Annotated in this window: 13 protein-coding genes; 8 read left to right on the forward strand and 5 right to left on the reverse strand. The window is 69.4% G+C overall.

The features are described 5' to 3' along the window. Positions 1 to 74 precede the first annotated feature (74 nt). Positions 75 to 1,196 carry a family 2 encapsulin nanocompartment cargo protein terpene cyclase gene (locus E1298_RS16635; RefSeq protein ID WP_131894169.1) on the forward strand — a complete coding sequence of 374 codons (1,122 nt, stop codon included), beginning with the start codon at positions 75 to 77 and terminating at the stop codon, positions 1,194 to 1,196. A 253-nt stretch (positions 1,197 to 1,449) separates the two neighbouring features. Here E1298_RS16635 and E1298_RS16640 read toward each other — a convergent pair whose 3' ends face one another. Next, positions 1,450 to 1,893 carry a hypothetical protein gene (locus E1298_RS16640; protein ID WP_131894171.1) on the reverse strand — a complete coding sequence of 148 codons (444 nt, stop codon included), beginning with the start codon at positions 1,891 to 1,893 and terminating at the stop codon, positions 1,450 to 1,452. A gap of 302 nt (positions 1,894 to 2,195) precedes the next feature. On the opposite strand from E1298_RS16640, the gene E1298_RS16645 reads away from it, so the two are divergent. Continuing rightward, entirely contained in the window at positions 2,196 to 3,110 is a 915-nt protein-coding gene (locus E1298_RS16645; protein ID WP_131894173.1) for a carbohydrate-binding protein, read from the forward strand. A gap of 104 nt (positions 3,111 to 3,214) precedes the next feature. Here E1298_RS16645 and E1298_RS16650 read toward each other — a convergent pair whose 3' ends face one another. Both E1298_RS16650 and E1298_RS16655 read right to left on the reverse strand, forming a co-directional pair. Beyond that, entirely contained in the window at positions 3,215 to 4,363 is a 1,149-nt protein-coding gene (locus E1298_RS16650; protein ID WP_131894175.1) for an Lrp/AsnC family transcriptional regulator, read from the reverse strand. A 317-nt stretch (positions 4,364 to 4,680) separates the two neighbouring features. Continuing rightward, positions 4,681 to 6,126, reverse strand: coding sequence for an MFS transporter (locus E1298_RS16655; protein ID WP_131894177.1), 1,446 nt, complete (start codon positions 6,124 to 6,126; stop codon positions 4,681 to 4,683). A 296-nt stretch (positions 6,127 to 6,422) separates the two neighbouring features. Between E1298_RS16655 and E1298_RS16660 the strand changes: the two genes are divergently transcribed. The 5 genes from E1298_RS16660 (at position 6,423) to E1298_RS16680 (ending at position 12,236) form a co-directional block, all read left to right on the forward strand. After that, positions 6,423 to 6,731 carry a hypothetical protein gene (locus tag E1298_RS16660; protein ID WP_131894179.1) on the forward strand — a complete coding sequence of 103 codons (309 nt, stop codon included), beginning with the start codon at positions 6,423 to 6,425 and terminating at the stop codon, positions 6,729 to 6,731. A 182-nt stretch (positions 6,732 to 6,913) separates the two neighbouring features. Next, on the forward strand, positions 6,914 to 8,290 hold the full coding sequence (locus E1298_RS16665; protein WP_131894181.1) for an FAD-binding oxidoreductase: 1,377 nt from the start codon (positions 6,914 to 6,916) through the stop codon (positions 8,288 to 8,290). A gap of 188 nt (positions 8,291 to 8,478) precedes the next feature. After that, positions 8,479 to 9,153, forward strand: coding sequence for a response regulator transcription factor (locus E1298_RS16670; protein WP_207944669.1), 675 nt, complete (start codon positions 8,479 to 8,481; stop codon positions 9,151 to 9,153). Between the two features lie 188 nt (positions 9,154 to 9,341). After that, positions 9,342 to 11,498: a sensor histidine kinase gene (locus E1298_RS16675; RefSeq protein ID WP_131894185.1), complete on the forward strand. Its 2,157-nt coding sequence runs from the start codon at positions 9,342 to 9,344 to the stop codon at positions 11,496 to 11,498. Between the two features lie 108 nt (positions 11,499 to 11,606). Beyond that, positions 11,607 to 12,236 (forward strand): LysE family translocator, encoded by a 630-nt coding sequence (locus tag E1298_RS16680; protein WP_131894187.1) that lies wholly within the window; start codon positions 11,607 to 11,609, stop codon positions 12,234 to 12,236. A gap of 216 nt (positions 12,237 to 12,452) precedes the next feature. On the opposite strand, the gene E1298_RS16685 is transcribed toward E1298_RS16680, so the two are convergent. After that, the gene (locus E1298_RS16685) at positions 12,453 to 13,490 is read right to left on the reverse strand and encodes an SRPBCC family protein (RefSeq protein ID WP_131894189.1); all 1,038 of its coding nucleotides are present in this window, start codon (positions 13,488 to 13,490) and stop codon (positions 12,453 to 12,455) included. Between the two features lie 22 nt (positions 13,491 to 13,512). Continuing rightward, positions 13,513 to 14,301 (reverse strand): SRPBCC family protein, encoded by a 789-nt coding sequence (locus tag E1298_RS16690; protein ID WP_131894191.1) that lies wholly within the window; start codon positions 14,299 to 14,301, stop codon positions 13,513 to 13,515. Positions 14,302 to 14,860: 559 nt separating this feature from the next. On the opposite strand from E1298_RS16690, the gene E1298_RS16695 reads away from it, so the two are divergent. Further along, a complete protein-coding gene (locus tag E1298_RS16695) occupies positions 14,861 to 16,111 on the forward strand; it encodes an extracellular solute-binding protein (protein WP_131894193.1) in 1,251 nt (416 codons plus the stop codon). The last annotated feature ends 60 nt before the right edge of the window (positions 16,112 to 16,171 follow it).

Here is a 16,171-nt window from a genome sequence, read left to right on the forward strand (position 1 = left end):
GTGAACAGACTTTGCGCGCGACACATCAGCCACCGTGTGGCGGGAATCCCCAATCCAGTTCGCTCACGGACGCGTTGCCGGGAATCCCGTTCGGGCCGACCGGTCTGGGAACCACCGCGGCACAATTGCCCTCGCTCCTGGCCACTGGGCGCCCCAGTCGCGATGCTCCGTATGAGCCTGGTCTAGGTCCCGTCCGCGGCGCTTCGGTCTATGTCGAAAGGACATGGGGTGACGGGTCGCATTCCCCGCTCTACTGTCCGTCTCCCGAACGCATCGACGAGGTTCTCGCCGATGTCGTGGACGCGCGGCTCGTCTCCTGGGCACGGGACCAGGGATGCGAGGAACACGAACTGGAGGCGCTGGGCAAGGCCAGGTTCGGGAGCCTGGTCACCCTCGCCCATCCCGACACCGATGATCCCGATCCCCTGCTCGTCGCCGCGCAACTGAACGCCAGCTGGTGGGCGGCCGACGACTACTACGCCGACGACACCGCGCTGGGCGCCGTGCCCACGCTTCTTCCGCAGCGCCTCACCCTGGCCATGGCGGCCATGGACCCCGTCCCGCCCGTGGGCGACCTCACGCCGCCGCTCCAGGAGGCCCTGCAGAACGATCTGGTGCTCAGGATGTTCGACTCGTCGGTCGCCCACCTGACGTGCCACGCCACCCCCGCCCAGGTTCAGCGGATCTGCTACTCGACCTTCGCGATGTTCGTGAGCTGGACCGCCTACGCGGCCTGGCGGGAGACCCGCGAGTATCCGCCCGCCTGGGAGTACCTGGCGGCTCGCCAGCACGACAGCTTCTACACCTCCATGACCCTCATCGACGTGGTCGGCGGCTACGAGCTCCCGGCCAATCTCTTCTACGAACCGCGCGTGCGCCGCGCGGCCATGCAGGCGGGCACCGCGAGTGTGATCGTCAACGACCTGCACTCGGTCGCCAAGGACGCCGCCGACGAGAATCCGGTCTGCAACCTCGTCCTGCTGATCGCGGCCGACCGGGACTGCCCCGTCGAGGAGGCGACCGAGATCGCCGTCGGCCTCCACAACGATCTCGTGCGCGGGTTCGAGACCACCCACCGCGAGCTCGCGACCGTCTCCTCCCCCGAACTTCAGAGGTTCCTGCGCGGGCTGCGGGCCTGGATGGGCGGCGGCTTCGAATGGCACGCCACCAACCCCCGCTACGCCGAGCAGACCTAGAAGGGCCCCGCGCACGAGCACGAGCACGAGGCCAGACTCCCGGCGTGGCCGGCCGGGTAGTCCGAGACCGACGAGAACATCGCCGAGCGCCGGATCGCCCCGGGCCTTATGATCTTGGGTGATGAATTCCGAGACAAGATTCCAGAAGCGCTGCGTGCGATTAATGATCGGTGTAGGTGACCGTGCGAGATCAGGCCGGACGACCTCACCAGCAGTCCCTAGAAGGGCGGTGCCCGCTGTTTTGGAGACCGCGTCAGGCTTCTGCGCGGGCTAGTGCCTCTTTGAACCAAGGGGGCTGGTAGGGCGGGGTGCGCGGGAAGCGCTCCTGTTCCACGGCGAACTCTTCCGGGGACGGAGGAGCAGGAAAGTCGGGCTCGTTGCGGATGTTGTACTGAATGCGGAACTTGCCTGGCGGTTCGACGCCGTACCGGCAGGAGAACCAGGTGCCCTCGTTCTCCACGTACATGCCGCCGCGCAGCCGCTGGAACATGCGCCAGACCTCGGCGGGCGGGTCCCAGACGGTCATGGCGCCGTCCGCGCCGGTGAGACCGGTGGCCACGTCGATGTGACGGCCCAGATGGCGATAGTCGATCATCAGCTCCCGCCATCCGTGCGGCAGGGCCTCGGTGATCTGCCGGGTGATCTCCGTGAGCAGGTCGTGCTGCTGGACCGGGTCGAGTGACGGCCACTTGGCCATGGGCTTTCCTCTTCCGACGGTGATGATCGAGTCCGTCAGCCTACCGGCAGAGGTTCATGCGCTCGAATGCCGCTCGGACGATCGGTGGCAGCGCGAGACGGCCGGTGACGGCACGGGACGGTCTGTGGGGGGCGGGGCGTCTGACCTGGGTCAGGTCTTCGATGGCGACTGAAAATGCGGTGAAAAGCCGCTGATTGACAGTACGTCTGGTGCGTCGGGATTCTTGGGGCGGCAGGGGCCCCCGCTCACGCCACGGCCAGCGCGCGCATGCCGACCGCTCCCCCACAGCAAGGAATCGCGTCATGCCGCGTCGAACCCTGCTCGCCTGCTCCGTCCTCGCCGCCTTCGCGGCGGCCACCGTCCCCGCCATGACAGGACAGGCGACCACCACCGCGCCCGGAAAGCAGCGCGCGGCTGCTTCTCCCGACCCGAACGCGCCCAAGCGCGGATATGTCGAGGGTGCCCGGTCCTTCGTCCGGAACGCGCAGAGCGTCAAAGCCGCCGACAACTTCCGTGAACTGCACAACTCTCGTGTGCGGCGGGAGCAGATCCACCACTTCTGGGGTGTCGAGCCCGGCGCCGGAACGCACGACGGGTTCATGGCCACCCACAGCATCAACACCGGTTACCGGGTGTCCAACAGCGCCGACTACACCTATACGCCCACCATCAAGGCCGCCGGGTCCTGCATGGAGGTCACCACCGTCTACTCCCAAACCGTTGGGAACGAGGTGTGGGCCTGGGACTGGTGCGGCAAGGGCGGGCCCGCCAAAGAGATCAAGATGGACGCGAATTTCGTCGAGACCTACACGCAGCCCGTGAACGGGCACCCCGCCTACAGCGTCCAGCTCGTCCAGACGGACGCGGGCCAGAACGCGTGGTCGGCCTATCTCTACAACTACAAGACCAGCAGCTGGAGCCTGTTCTACAGCAAGTCGGGCAGCGACACGAGCCGGCTCAAGTACGGCTGGGACATCTTCGAGATCTACGCGACCCGCAACACCAGCACGGGCACGGCCCACTACTGCACGGACGCCAAGAACGTCGTGTTCGAGAGCAGTTCCATCCAACTGCGCAAGGGCGGCGCCTGGCACGCGGCGACCCCGTCCGACTCGCCTTGGCAGCCGACCACCGAACCGAATCCGAAGGACTACCTGTGCCCGACGTTGAAGTTCGTCCGCGCGGGCGCCAACGACCACTGGATCGTTCGCCAGTAGGCCGGGCCGGAGCGCGAGCGGCTCCAGTGACAACCGCCCGACCTCAAGATCGCGAACGAGCCGGGGCCCGGGCGAAAGCCCCGGCCCCGGCTCGTCGTGGCCGGTCAGCGTGAGTGCGCCGCCATGGCGGTGCTCAGGCGCCGGGCCGGTTCGGCGACCGGGACGGGGCTGGACGCCTTCAGCGTCTTCAGCACCGGCGCGGTCTCCAGGGTCCGGATGGCGTCGAGCGCGCCGAGCCGATGGGTGAGGTAGTGGTGCAGGGCGGACGGGTCGCGGCACAGGATCAGGGCCACGAGGTTGGTCGGGCCGGTGGTGGCGGCCACGAAGGCGAGCTCCTCGTGCTGGGCGAGGGTGCGCGCGACCTCGTCCAGATGGGCGGGGGCGACGGACGCCCACAGCAGCGCCTGCGTGGTGATGCCGAGCACCTGGTCGTTGATCTCGACGTCGAAGAAGATCGCGCCGCTGGCCTGAAGGACGGCGAGGCGCCGCGCGACCGTGGACGATGACCAGCCGGTCGCGGCGGCGAGGTCGCCGTGGCTGGCCCGGCCGTTGCGCTGCAGCGCGGCGAGAAGGTGCCGGTCGGTGTCGGCCAGGGCCGCCCTGTTGGAGTGCAGGGAGATGCCGTTGGACGACGCGAGGCGGCACCGGAGCCGGTGCTGCTGCTCCTCGGTGAGGGCGGCGGCGTGCCCGTGCCAGGCGGTGGGGCCTCCCAGGTAGGTGTGCAGGAGGCGGTGCGCCGAGACGGCGGTGATGCTGGCCGTGCGCGGGATGTCGCGCAGCAGCAAGGAGTGGTGCCCGACGCTGTCGTTGAGGGTGTTGATGATCGAGAAGATCTCCGTCCCGCCGGAGGTGAGGCGCACCCAGGAGGTGTCGGGGCGGCGGGCGAGGCCGTGCGCGAGGTCCTGGGCGGCGTGCGGGCTGGCGGTGAGCCGCACCATCCACTGCGCCTGCCCGGCCCGCTGGGAGTCGGCGAGGCCGACCACCCGCAGCGACGCCTCGCTGCTCAGCCGCCCGTAGCGGCGGGCGACGGTCTGCGTCGAGACCCCGAGCACCGACGCGATGCGGCTGAACGGCGCGCGCCCGTCGATGCGCAGGGCGTGGATGATGCCCCGGTCCACGTCGTCGAGCACGGACGCGACGCGCTCGGGACGCGCCGGCGCGCGTCCCGGGCGGGCGATCGCGTCGTCCGAGCGGCGGCCCGGGAGCGCGGACGGCGGTTTTGTCCCTGGTCTGGTGGTCGAAAGGCGTGGCATACCGATGTCCCCCGAAGATCGAACGAAGCGCATGGCGCGCTGTCCTGGTGGCCGGCACGCCCGTCAGACCCCCTGGAGACGTGTCCGCCACTCGACCTCAATGGTTATAAAGATCATGAGCGCCGCACAAGTCGATTACCCACACCTCGATGGCCATTATCGGCCACATAACTGCAATTTACGGGCCTGGTCATTCTCGGATGCTAAAGCGGAATGCCCGAGCGGCAAGATCCTTTGCACCGTTCGCGCCGCGCCGCCGTACGGTGCCGTCAACAGCGATCGACCTCGGCTGACGCCTGGCTGGGAGGAAGAACGAGTCAGACCCGGACGGGATCAGCGGCATCCGCCCTGTCCTGGCTCTTGTTCGCCACCGGACGGCCCGGAATCAGCACGATGGCCAGAAGTCCCGCCACCAGCGCGACCCCCGCGGCGGCCAGCATGCCGATCTGGTAGCCCTCGGTGAGCGCGGCGGCGACGCGCTCACCGTCCTCCAGGACGTGGGTCGTACGGGCAGTGGCGATCGCGACCACGACCGCCAGGCCGAGCGAGCCGCCGAATTGCTGGGCGGTGCTGAACAGCCCGGACGCGAGGCCGGCCTGCTCCTGGCGGGTGACCGACGTGGCCCCGATGGTGGTGGTGACGAATGCGAGGCCGCTGCCGACACCGATCACGATGGACGGGCCGAGGACGTCCACGAGGAAACTCCCGTCGACCGACATGCAGGAGAACCAGGCCAGCCCGGCGGCGGTCACCAGGAGAGCGGCCGCCATCGGGGCCTTGACGCCGATCCGGGTGATGAGTGCCGACGCCGCCCCCGCGGTCACCGCGATCGTCAGCGCGAGCGGCAGTGCGGCCAGCCCCGCCCTGACCGGGCCGTAGCCCAGCACCTGCTGCATGTAGAAAGTCATGTAGAAGAACAGCGGGAACATCGCCATGGTGCTCAGCAGGGCGACGATGTTGGCGCCGCGCAGCGCCCGCAGGCGGAAGACCCCCAGCGGGACGAGCGGGTGCGCGGCACGGGCCTCGATGACGAAGAACAGCGCGATCAGCAGCAGCGACAGCGCTCCCAGCCCGAGGGTCCGGGCGGAGTCCCAGCCGGCGTTGTCGGCGTCGACGAGCGTGTAGACCAGCAGCGCGAGCCCGCCGGTGGCCGTCACCGCACCGGCCAGGTCGAAGCCGCGGGCGCCGGGGTCCTTCGCCTCGGGCAGCAGCCAGGGCGACAACGCGATCGCCAGGGCGCCGATCGGCACGTTGACGTACAACGTGGACTCCCAGCCGAGCCATTCGGTCAGCCCGCCGCCGAGGACCGACCCGGCCGCGCCGCCCGCCCCGGCCACCGCGCCGAAGACGCCCAGGGCCTTGTTGCGCTCGGGCCCCGCCGCGAAGATGGTCATGATCAGCGACAGCGCGGCCGGGGCGACGAGCGCGGCGCCGATTCCCTGGACGGCGCGGGCCCCGACCAGCATCGAGGCGTTCACCGACAGCGCGCCGACGAGCGAGGTCGCGGCGAACAGGCTCATGCCGACCATGAACATGCGCCGCCGTCCGGCCAGGTCGGCGGTCCGTCCGCCGAGAAGCAGCAGGCCGCCGAACGTCAGCGTGTACGCGTTGGCGACCCAGGACAGATCCTCGAGCGCGAACTCCAGGTCCTCCCCGATGGACGGGAGGGCGACGCCGACGATGGACGCGTCGAGCACGAGGACGAACTGAGTGGCCGCGAGGAGCGCGAGTGCGAGCCATCGGCGCCGGGATGTCTGCGTCATGATCCGCCTAACTGAGATTCGGATAACCGCTCCAACGACGAAGAGCGGCGGACGAATGTGACCGTAGGCGCAAACTCGACTTAGTCGAATTTCTGTCAATCATCCATGTCAGGGCCGGGTGAGGTGTTTTGACTCACACACCGGCAGGTGCCGGAACGTGTTCCGGTCGTGTCGTCTGGTCATCGGTTCCCCCTGCGCAGGCGAGGGCACCACACCCGTGGAGCATGGTGACGATCCACAGCGCCGCCTTGGGCGAACAGTGGGCGAGCAACCGCTCATGTACCTCAGGAGGACCTGTGACGTTTCTCTCGCGCAAAGCGATCGGAGCCACAGTCGTGGCCCTCGGTGCGCTGACGGCCGTCCCCGCGATGGCGGGACCCGCCTCAGCCAGCCCGACACAGTGCAGCGTCGGCTTCAACTTCAGCATCGCGTCCAGCACCTGCCTCGGCGGCACCGGAGAACACCGGATCGTCTGCTTCTACACCCACCACATCCCGGGCGTGGGCACCATCATGGGCTACGGGCCGTGGAAGCCGGTCGGCGAGACGTCGACCACCTACTGTCCTCAAGACAGGGTCACCAACACCTTCATCGAAACTCGCTGACCCATCCGGCCCGCCAACGTCCGATGTCGTTGGCGGGCCTCTGGCTCCACCGGGATGGACGATGTCCGCATTTCCCAGGGCTCGTGTAGACGGATTCACCGCTGCCATTGTCCGCGTAGACCGAGCGTGGCTCAATCGTTGGGTTCACCTGTCCGGGGGCGGCGGGTGAGAAGGAGTCAACGATGAGTACGGATACATTGGCCGTGGCGAAGGCCCTGGCCGGTCAGATCGCGCCGCGACAGATCTATGTCCCGGGCAACGGTCGCCGCGCGGCGTACGGGGAGATCTGGAACAAGGCGGTGACGAACCGTCCGCTGGCGATCGTCCGCTGCCGCACGGCGGCCGAGGTGTCGGCGGTGATCCGCGTGTCGCGGGCGCTTCACCTGCCGCTGTCCGTCCTCGGCGGCGGCCACGACTGGGCCGGCCGCGCGCTGCGGGACCACGGCGTGGTCATCGACCTGTCCACCATGCGCGGCGTCGCGGTCGACCCGGTGGAGCGCGTCGCGACGGTCTCCGGCGGCGCCACGTCCGCCGACGTGATGGACGCGGGGGCACCGCGCGGGCTGGTCACCCCCGGCGGCACGGTCGGCGAGATCGGCGTGGCTGGCATCCTCACCGGCGGCGGCTACGGCCCGCTGAGCGGCAGGTTCGGCCTCGTGCTGGACAACCTGCTCAGCGCCGAGGTCGTCCTCGCCGACGGCCGGCGCGTCGTCACCGACGCCACCCGCGAGCCGGACCTGTTCTGGGCGCTGCGCGGAGGCGGCGGCAACTTCGGAGTCGTCACCTCGATGCGCGTGCGCATGCATCCGCTGGACGCCCTGCTGGTGGGCTTCCTGGTCTTCCCGTGGTCGCAGGCGTCCGACGTCTTGCAGGGCTTCGCCGGGCTCCTGCCGTCCTTGCCGGACGAGCTGACCGTCCAGAGCGGTGTCCTGCCGGACGAGAACGGCGAGCCGACGCTGTTCCTGTCACCGGCCTGGAGCGGCCCATTGGAGGACGGCGCGAGATACATCGACAAGCTGCAGAGCCTCGGTACCCCGCTGTCGGCACAGGTGGGACCCATGTCGTACCCGGAACTGCTCCGCCTCTTCGACTCCCGCATCGTCCCAGGGCGCCACTACGCGATCCGCACCCGCACGGTCGCGACGCTCGGCGCGGACGTGAACGCCGCCTTGATCGAGGCCGGCATCGCCCGGACCTCGGCGGCGTCCTTCCTGGTCTTCCATCACTTCCACGGCGCGCCCGGCCGGGTGCCGCTGGAGTCGACCGCGTTCGGCATCCGCCGCGAGCACGTCGTCATCGAGATCATCGCGTCCTGGGAGCCGGACGACCGGCGCCCCGAGCGGCACCGGGCCTGGGCCGACCGGGTGTCGGCGTCCCTGAAGCCCTTGGCGCTGCCCGGCGGCTACGCCAACCTGCTCGGACCCGACGACCACGAGCAGATCGCCCACGCGTACGGCCCGAACACCGCCCGCCTTCTAGCGGCCAAGACCCGGTACGACCCGGACGGCGTTTTCACCGCCATCCCCTTGCCGACGTCCACCAAGAAGCCGGTTCACTGACCCTCGCCTTGGCACGACACCCTCGTGCGGGCCTCGCAACGGCGCGAGGCCCGCGCTGCGCCCGGATCTGCTACGAACCAGGAGGCCGCCGGACGAGCCTGGCCGCATCACATCGTCCGACGTGAATCCGCCCACGGACGGTGGTGCGTCCACCAATACGGGCGGGACATATCATCGCTGCCATGCCATTGCGGGTGATCTTCGCCGACGACGACTACCTCGTCCGCGAAGGGGTCACGGCACTGCTCGGGCGCGTCGACGGCCTGGAGGTCGTCGAGACGGCGGCGGACCTGCCGGGCCTCCTGGCCGCCGTGGACGAGCACCGCCCCGACGCCGTCCTGACCGATATCCGGATGCCGCCGACGGGCACCGACGAGGGGATCCGGGCGGCCAAGGCCATCCGCCGCGACCACCCGGACATCGGCGTCGTGGTGCTGTCGCAGCACGCGGAGGGCGACTACGCCTACGAGCTGCTGGGCGAGAGCGCCGAGGGCCTCGGCTACCTGCTCAAGGAGCGGGTCGCGCACGTCGACGAGCTCGTCCGTGCCCTGGAGGACACCGCGCGGGGCGGCTCGGCGCTCGACCCGAAGGTGGTCGGCGCGCTGCTGGCGGAGCGGCGCCGGGCGGCCGGGTCGCCGCTGAACCTGCTGTCGGAACGGGAGCGCGAGGTCCTCGCCCTGATGGCCGAGGGCAAGAACAATGCGCGCATCGCGACAGAGCTGGCGGTGTCACTGCGCGCGGTCGAGAAGCACATCAACGCCATCTTCTCCAAGCTGGGCATCGCCGGAGAGCCGGTGGTGCATCGTCGGGTGAAGGCCGTCCTCCTATTCCTGGACGACGAGGGCCTCCTCGCTCCCAACTGAGCCCTGATGCGGGTCAAGAGACGGCGCGAAACGCGAATGCGAATGCGGACGCCGACCGGAAGCCAACTGCGGGGGACAGAAGGCAAATGCAAATCGGCAGGGGGATGCGGACCAGGACACCGATCGGGATATGGACGCTGGGAGCAGGGCGGATAACCACCGGAACGCGGGCGCGGATACGGAGGCGGATGGCCCGGCAGGCCGGGCACCTGCTGTGGCTGGTCACCGTGGTCCTCGCCTCGGCGAACCTCCTGCTCGCCGTCCAGAACGGGACGGACGCGGCCGGGCTCGGCCTGGCGTACCCGATCGGGACCTCGGTCATGTCGGTGGCGTTCTCGGCGGTAGGGGCGGTCGTGGCGCTACGGCTGCCGTCCAATCCGATCGGGTGGCTGCTCAGCTGCATCGGCGTGGCGATAGCGGCGACCGGGCTGTCCCAGTCCTATACGGTCTACACGCTGTTCACCCGCCCTGGCGCGCTCCCGGGCGGTGAGATGGCGAGCTGGGTCGGTTCCTGGATCTGGGTCTTCGCGGTCTTCCCCTCGGGAACGTTCCTCCCCCTGCTCTTCCCGGACGGCCGGCTCCCTTCCCGGCTGTGGCGCGCGGTCGCCTGGCTGTCGGCCGCGGACCTGGCCGCGGCCGCGGTCTGCTTCTCGATCGTGACGGCGGACTCCGACTTCCGCTCCTTCGGGCCGAAGGTGAACGGCCTCTCGGACGTCCTGCTCATCGCCCTGCCCGGCGGCGCGTTCGCCCTGCTCTCACTCATGTCGGCGGCGGCGAGCCGTGGCCGCCGGCGCCGGGCGGGGAGGGACGAACGACAGCAGCTCACGTGGTTCGGGCTCAGCATCGCCCTCGGAGCCGCGGCCGTGACCGTCCAGTTCCTACATCCCGTGGCGTACCCCGAGCCGTGGTTCAGCTCCGTCATGGTGCTGGGTGTGGGCACCCCGATCGCGATCGGCGTCGCGATCTCCAAGTACCGGCTCTACGACATCGACGCCGTCCTGCGCAGGACGATCGTCTGCGCGACGCTGGCCGCGTTCATCACAGCCGTATACGTCGCAGTGGTCGTCGGCGTCGGATCGCTCATCGGAACACAGGCCGATGGAGGTCCCCATGCCGGTGGCGGTCCCCTGCTCCCGCTCGTCGCGACCGCCATCGCCGCGCTGGGGTTCGGCGGGGTGCGCACACGCGCGAAGCAGATCGCCGACCGTCTCATCCACGGAGTGAGGGCCACACCGTACGAGACCTTGGCGTACCTCTCCGAGAGACTCGCTTCGTCCGCGCCCCTTGAGAAGTTCCTGCCCTCACTCGCGCGCGCTTTGGCAGATGCCACAGGCGCGTCCCGCGTAGACGTCTGGATGAAAATAGGCGACCGACTCCACCGAGCCGCCACCGCCCCCGGCTCCACCAGACCTTCCCCCGCCTCCGATGGGCTTCCGCACTCCGTCGGGGCGCGGTCACCCCACCCGGCTGGGCCGCTGACGCTGAACGGTCCCGTCCTCCCCAGGTTCGATTGGGCGGACGCGACCGCGGAGGTGCGCGACCAGGGCGACCTGCTCGGGGTGATCACGGTGACCAAGCCGCCGGGCGACCCCCTCACCGAACGAGACGCCGCCCTGACGGCCGATCTGGCCGCGCACGCTACGATCGCCTTCCGCGACGTCACCCGCGCCGCCGAACTACGCGCGTCGCGCAAACGGCTCGTGGCCGCGCAGGACACCGAACGGCGGCGCCTGGAACGCGACCTGCACGACGGCGCCCAGCAGCACCTCCTGGCGATAGCGACGAAGGTGAGCCTCGCACGCGGACTGCTCGACGACGCGTCCCCCGCCGCCCGCAAGCTGCTGGACGAGCTGGGACGCGACACCGAGACGGCCCTGGAGACGCTCCGCGACCTCGCGCGCGGAATCTTCCCCGCGATCCTCGCCGACAAGGGCCTCGTCCGGGCACTGCGGGCACACGCTGCCCGGCTCCCCGTCCCGCCGGAGTTCGAGGCGGCCCCGGAGACGACCGGACGAAGGTTCGCGCCCGAGATCGAAGCAGCCGTGTACTACTGCTGCCTGGAGGCCCTGCAGAACGCGATGAAACACGCCCCCGGACGCCCGCCCCGGCTCCACCTGGCCTGCGACGACGACGCCCTGCGTTTCTCGATCTCCGACGACGGCCCGGGCTTCGCCCCACACCATGCCACGCCCGTGTCCACGTCCAGCACAAGCTCAGACCACCCGGACCCGGGCTCGGGGCTGCGGAACATGCGCGACCGGATCGAGGCGGTCGACGGCTGTCTGGAGATCCGTTCGGCACGGGAAACGGGCACCACCGTGCGCGGCCGCGTGCCCCTCAAGTAGCTGCGCCGGGCCTCGGACGCCGGTCGGTTCCAGGCTCCGCTCCCACTCGGCCGGCGGGCGATCCCATCTGACGTTGGCCTGTGAGGACAGGCATGGGACGATCACGAGATGCCGATCGATCAGCACCTTCTCGTGGCGTTCGTCCTGACCTCGGCCGTTGCGATGATCGTCCCGGGACCGGACATGCTCTTCATCCTCGGCTGCGGCATGCGCGGCGGACCGCGCGCCGGGCTGCTCGCCACGGCCGGGGTCGCGACGAGCGAGGCCGTCCACATCGCCGTGGCGGCGGCGGGGCTCGCCGCTCTGTTCGCGGCGGTGCCGGTCGCCTTCACCGTCGTGCGGATCACCGGTGCCGTCTATCTGATCTACCTCGGCGTGCGAACCATCCGGCATCGCAACGACGTCCAGGGCGACGAGGCGGCCGAAGGCGGGGTGTCGGGGCGCCGCGCCTACCTCAACGGCCTGCTGACCAACCTGCTCAACCCGAAGATGGTCACCTTCACGATCGCGTTCCTGCCCCAGTTCATCGCCCCTGAGCTCGGACACGTCTGGCTCCAGTTCGCCGTCCTCGGCACCATTCTGATCACCCTGGAATTCATCGTCGACGGCACGGTCGGCGTCCTCGCCGGACGGATCGGCGCCTGGCTGCGCCGCCGCCAGGCGGCCCGCCGCCGCCTCGATGTCGCGACGGGAGGGCTGTTCATCGGCCTGGGCGTCCGCCTGGCCGCTGAGCGCTGACGCGGCGGCGGCGGCGGAAAGCCTGGCCTGGTCGAACGCGAGCAGCACGCGGGCGGTGACGCCCTTCCGGCCGCCACCGCCGCGGACATGCTCGATCCCGCCCACCGTCGCATCGAGACGAACGAAGCCGTATCGAGACGAACGAAGCCGCACCGCGATGAACGAAGCCGTGGCGAGACGAACGAAGCCGTGGCGCGGCGGCCGGGGCGGTGGTCGTCAGCGGGCTTCCTCGTACTCCTTGGCGTCCTTCTCCTTGCGGGCGCGCTTCTCCTCGTCGAGCGCCTCCTCGTGCGTCCGGACGACCTCGCTGTCGTGGATCTCGCCGCGCCAGCCCTCGACGTCGTCGGGGTGGGTGAGCGACTGGGTCATGACGTACCGGCCGAAGTGCTTGAGCTCCAGCCGGGCACGGCGGCCCTGGGCGCGCCACAGGTTGCCCGTCCGCTCGAAGAGGCCCTGCGGGTGGTACTCCAGGACGAGCAGGACGCGCGTCAGGTTCGGGGCGAGCTTGTGGAAGCTGACCGTCCCGTCGACGTGGCCCTTGGAGCCCTTGGAGCGCCAGACGATGTGCTCGTCCGGGACCTGCTCGACGATCGTGGACTCCCAGGTCCGGCTGGACCAGAAGATCTTCGCCTTCCAGTTCAGCTTGCCATCCTCGGCCTGGTCGACGCTGACGACCTTCTTCATGAAGGACGGGTAGTCCTGGAACTGCGTCCACTGGTTGTAGACGAGCCGCCGCGGCGCGCCGATGTCGGTGTGCTCGACGATGTTGGTGACCTTGACCTTCTTGCCGCCGCCGCTGCCGCCGCCGCCCTTGAGCGCCTTGCCGATCGTCTCGGTCACCCCGCCGAACAGGCCCTTCACGGGGTTGCCGTCACCGGACTCCGACCGCGTCTCCTCAACGTTCTCGGACTTCGCGCCCTTCGCCTTCGTGCCCTTCGACTTCGCCTTCGTCTCCTTCGGCGTCGTCTCCTCCGAGTCGTCGCCTCCATTGCCGCGGCGGCTCAGCGCCCGGCCCGCGGCGACGGCCGCGCCGGCGCCGAGCAGGACGCCGCCGGCGGTCCCGGCGGTCCGTCCGCTGGGGAGCCCGCCGGGGAGCCCGCCCGGAAGCTTGCTGGAGCGTCCCTTGGAGAGCCCGTTCGGCAGGCTCTTGGTGATCCGGCTCAGGTCCGGGGTCCGGCGCTTGCGGCCGCCGACCGGCAGCCGCTTCGTGATCTTGCCGACGGGCAGCACACCCGTACGGTTGCCGCGCTTCATTCGTGTTACCTCCGATGTCGTTTCAGGGGGTTGTGACGACCTCGCCGTCACGGATCTCGCCGCGCCAGCCCTCGACCTCCCCAGGGCGCGCGAGCGAGCGTGTCATCACATGGCGGCGGAAGTGCTTCAGCTCCAGCCGGACGCGGCGGCCTTGGGCGCGCCATAGGTTGCCCGTCCGCTCGAAGAGGCCGCGCGGGCGGTATTCCAGGACGAGCAGGACACGCGTCAGGTTCGGGGTCAGCTCGTGGAAGCTGACCGTCCCGTCGACCCGGCCCTTGCGGGCCTTCGAACGCCAGACGATGTGCCGGTCGGGGATCTGCTCGACGATGGTCGACTGCCACGTGCGGGTGGACCAGAAGATCCGCGCCTTCCAGTTCAGCTTCTCCTCGGACGCCTGCTCGACGCTCTCGACCTTCTTCATGAAGGACGGGTAGTCCTGGAACCGCGTCCACTGGTCGTAGACGAGCCGCCGGGGGGCGCCGACGTCGATCTGCTCGACGATCGTGGTGAGCTTGCCTCTCCGGCCTCCGCCGAAGAGTCGAGCGAGCGTCTCCTTCAGCGCCGTCCATCCCGCGCTGAGCAACGCGCGGGCCGGGGACTTGCCTTCGTACAGGGCCCTGGCTCCGGCCAGGGCGGCCCGGGCCAGCGGGCCGCCGTGCTCCGCCTCGGCGGTCAGCCGCCGGACGGATCGCTCCAGCCGCTTCTCGTAGCGGGCGACGATCCTGGCCACCAGCCGGCGCCCGGTCCGCCGCGCCGAGCGCGCGGCCAGGTAGCCGCCCGCGCCGACAGCGAGGCCCGTCCGGAAGTTCATGCCGCTTTCACCTCGCCGCCTGATCGGGTACGGCGGCGGATTACCCGCACAAAGGTTCGCAAAACAAGCCCCCAGGCCAGCACCATGAGGAGGGCCCTCCCAAGCGCCCCCCGAGCCCGGCGCGCCCCATGCGCGTCCGCCTCCTGAGCCGCGCCGGACGGCCCGACTAGGCGTGTGCTCAGAGTGAACATCCGAACGCGCATGTCGACTCGACCAGACCACCCCAGCGTGGGAACCGGACCAGAACGGCGTAGTTCCGGCTTCGCATAACAGTTAAGACTCTTGCGGAATTCAGCTCTTGAACTGGTACGGACCAGCTTTTATCTTCGGGGCCACGCGCGTTTGTGCTCAGTGAGCACACGCACCGCGCACAATTTTTCATGCGCGAAAGGGGGAAGCCGGGCGGGCCCGAGACCGTCCAGCTGCGGGGACCACGCCAAGCCGCCGCGCGGCACGACGGACGCGCGGACGGTTCGGGGTGTTGGCGGAACATGCGGAACCAAGTCGGCACGGACGCGCCCGAGCGTCGACACGTGCGAGCCGGAGAAGGCGGGGACAGATGAAACGGCACCTCATGGGCGCCATCGCGGTGGGCCTGACGATGGCCCTCGGCGCCAGTGGATGCGGCAAGGGCAGTTCGTCGGACGACGGCGGCTCCGACGGAAAGAACATCACGTTCGTCGCGGCGACCTACGACGCCAACACCAAGCCCTACTGGGACGGCCTCATCAAGGACTTCGAGGCCAAGAACTCCGGCTACAAGGTGCGGCTGGAGATGGTCGACTGGACCCAGATGGACGCCAAGGTGAAGACCTACGTCCAGACGAAGCAGGTCCCGGACATCCTCAACTACAACGCGTTCTCCGACTTCGCCCGCGACGGCCTCATCTACAAGGCGTCGGAGGTCGTGTCGCCCGCCGTCCTCAGCGACTTCACGCCGACGTTCATCGAGCAGGCAAAGTACAAGGGCGAGCAGTACGGCCTGCCCTTCATCTCCAGCGCGCGGCTGCTGTTCTACAACAAGGACCTTTTCAGCAAGGCCGGGATCGCCGAGGCGCCCAAGACCTGGGCCGAGGTCAAGACGGCCGCGGAGAAGATCAAGAAGGGCGGCAAGATCGGCTACGGCCTGCCGCTCGGCCCCGAGGAGGCGCAGGCGGAGTTCTACTCCTGGGCGATGAACAACGGCGGCGGCTGGGTCGACGCGTCCGGCAAGTGGACGATCAACCAGCAGCCCAACATCGACACGCTCGCCTTCCTCAAGGACCTCACCAAGTCCGGCCTGACCCAGCCGAACCCGGAGACCACCGACCGCAAGACGGTGTTCAACCAGTTCGCCCAGGGACGGATCGGAATGGCGATCGGCGGCCCGTTCACCAAGGCCGGATTCATCGACCCCGTCAACAAGAGCCTCAATTTCGGTGTCGCGCCCCTGCCGAGCAAGAGCGGCTCGGAGCACAACACGCTCGGCGTGATGGACGTCCTCGCCGCGTTCAAGAAGAACGACGGCAAGAACAAGGAGGCCGTCACCAAGTTCCTGGACTTCTTCTACCAGCGGGAGAACACCGCGAAGTTCCTCACCAAGGAGGGCTTCCTCCCGGTGACGAAGTCGGCCGGTGACGCGCTCAGCTCCGACCCGTACATGAAGCTGTTCGTGGACGCGCTGCCGACCTCCAAGTTCGCGCCCACCGGCAACCCGGCGTGGTCGGCCGTCGCCGGTGCCGTCAAGCAGAGCCTCGGCACCTCCGTCGCGGGCAGCGACCCGAAGAAGGTCCTGGACAAGATCCAGCAGACGGCCGAGAAGAGCGGCTGAGTGCAGGACGTCAAGCTCGGGAAGCGGGACCCCGGGGCCACCCCCCGGGCGTCCCGCCCC

Source organism: Actinomadura rubrisoli, from assembly GCF_004349215.1.
GTDB classification, from domain to species: Bacteria; Actinomycetota; Actinomycetes; order Streptosporangiales; family Streptosporangiaceae; genus Spirillospora; species Spirillospora rubrisoli.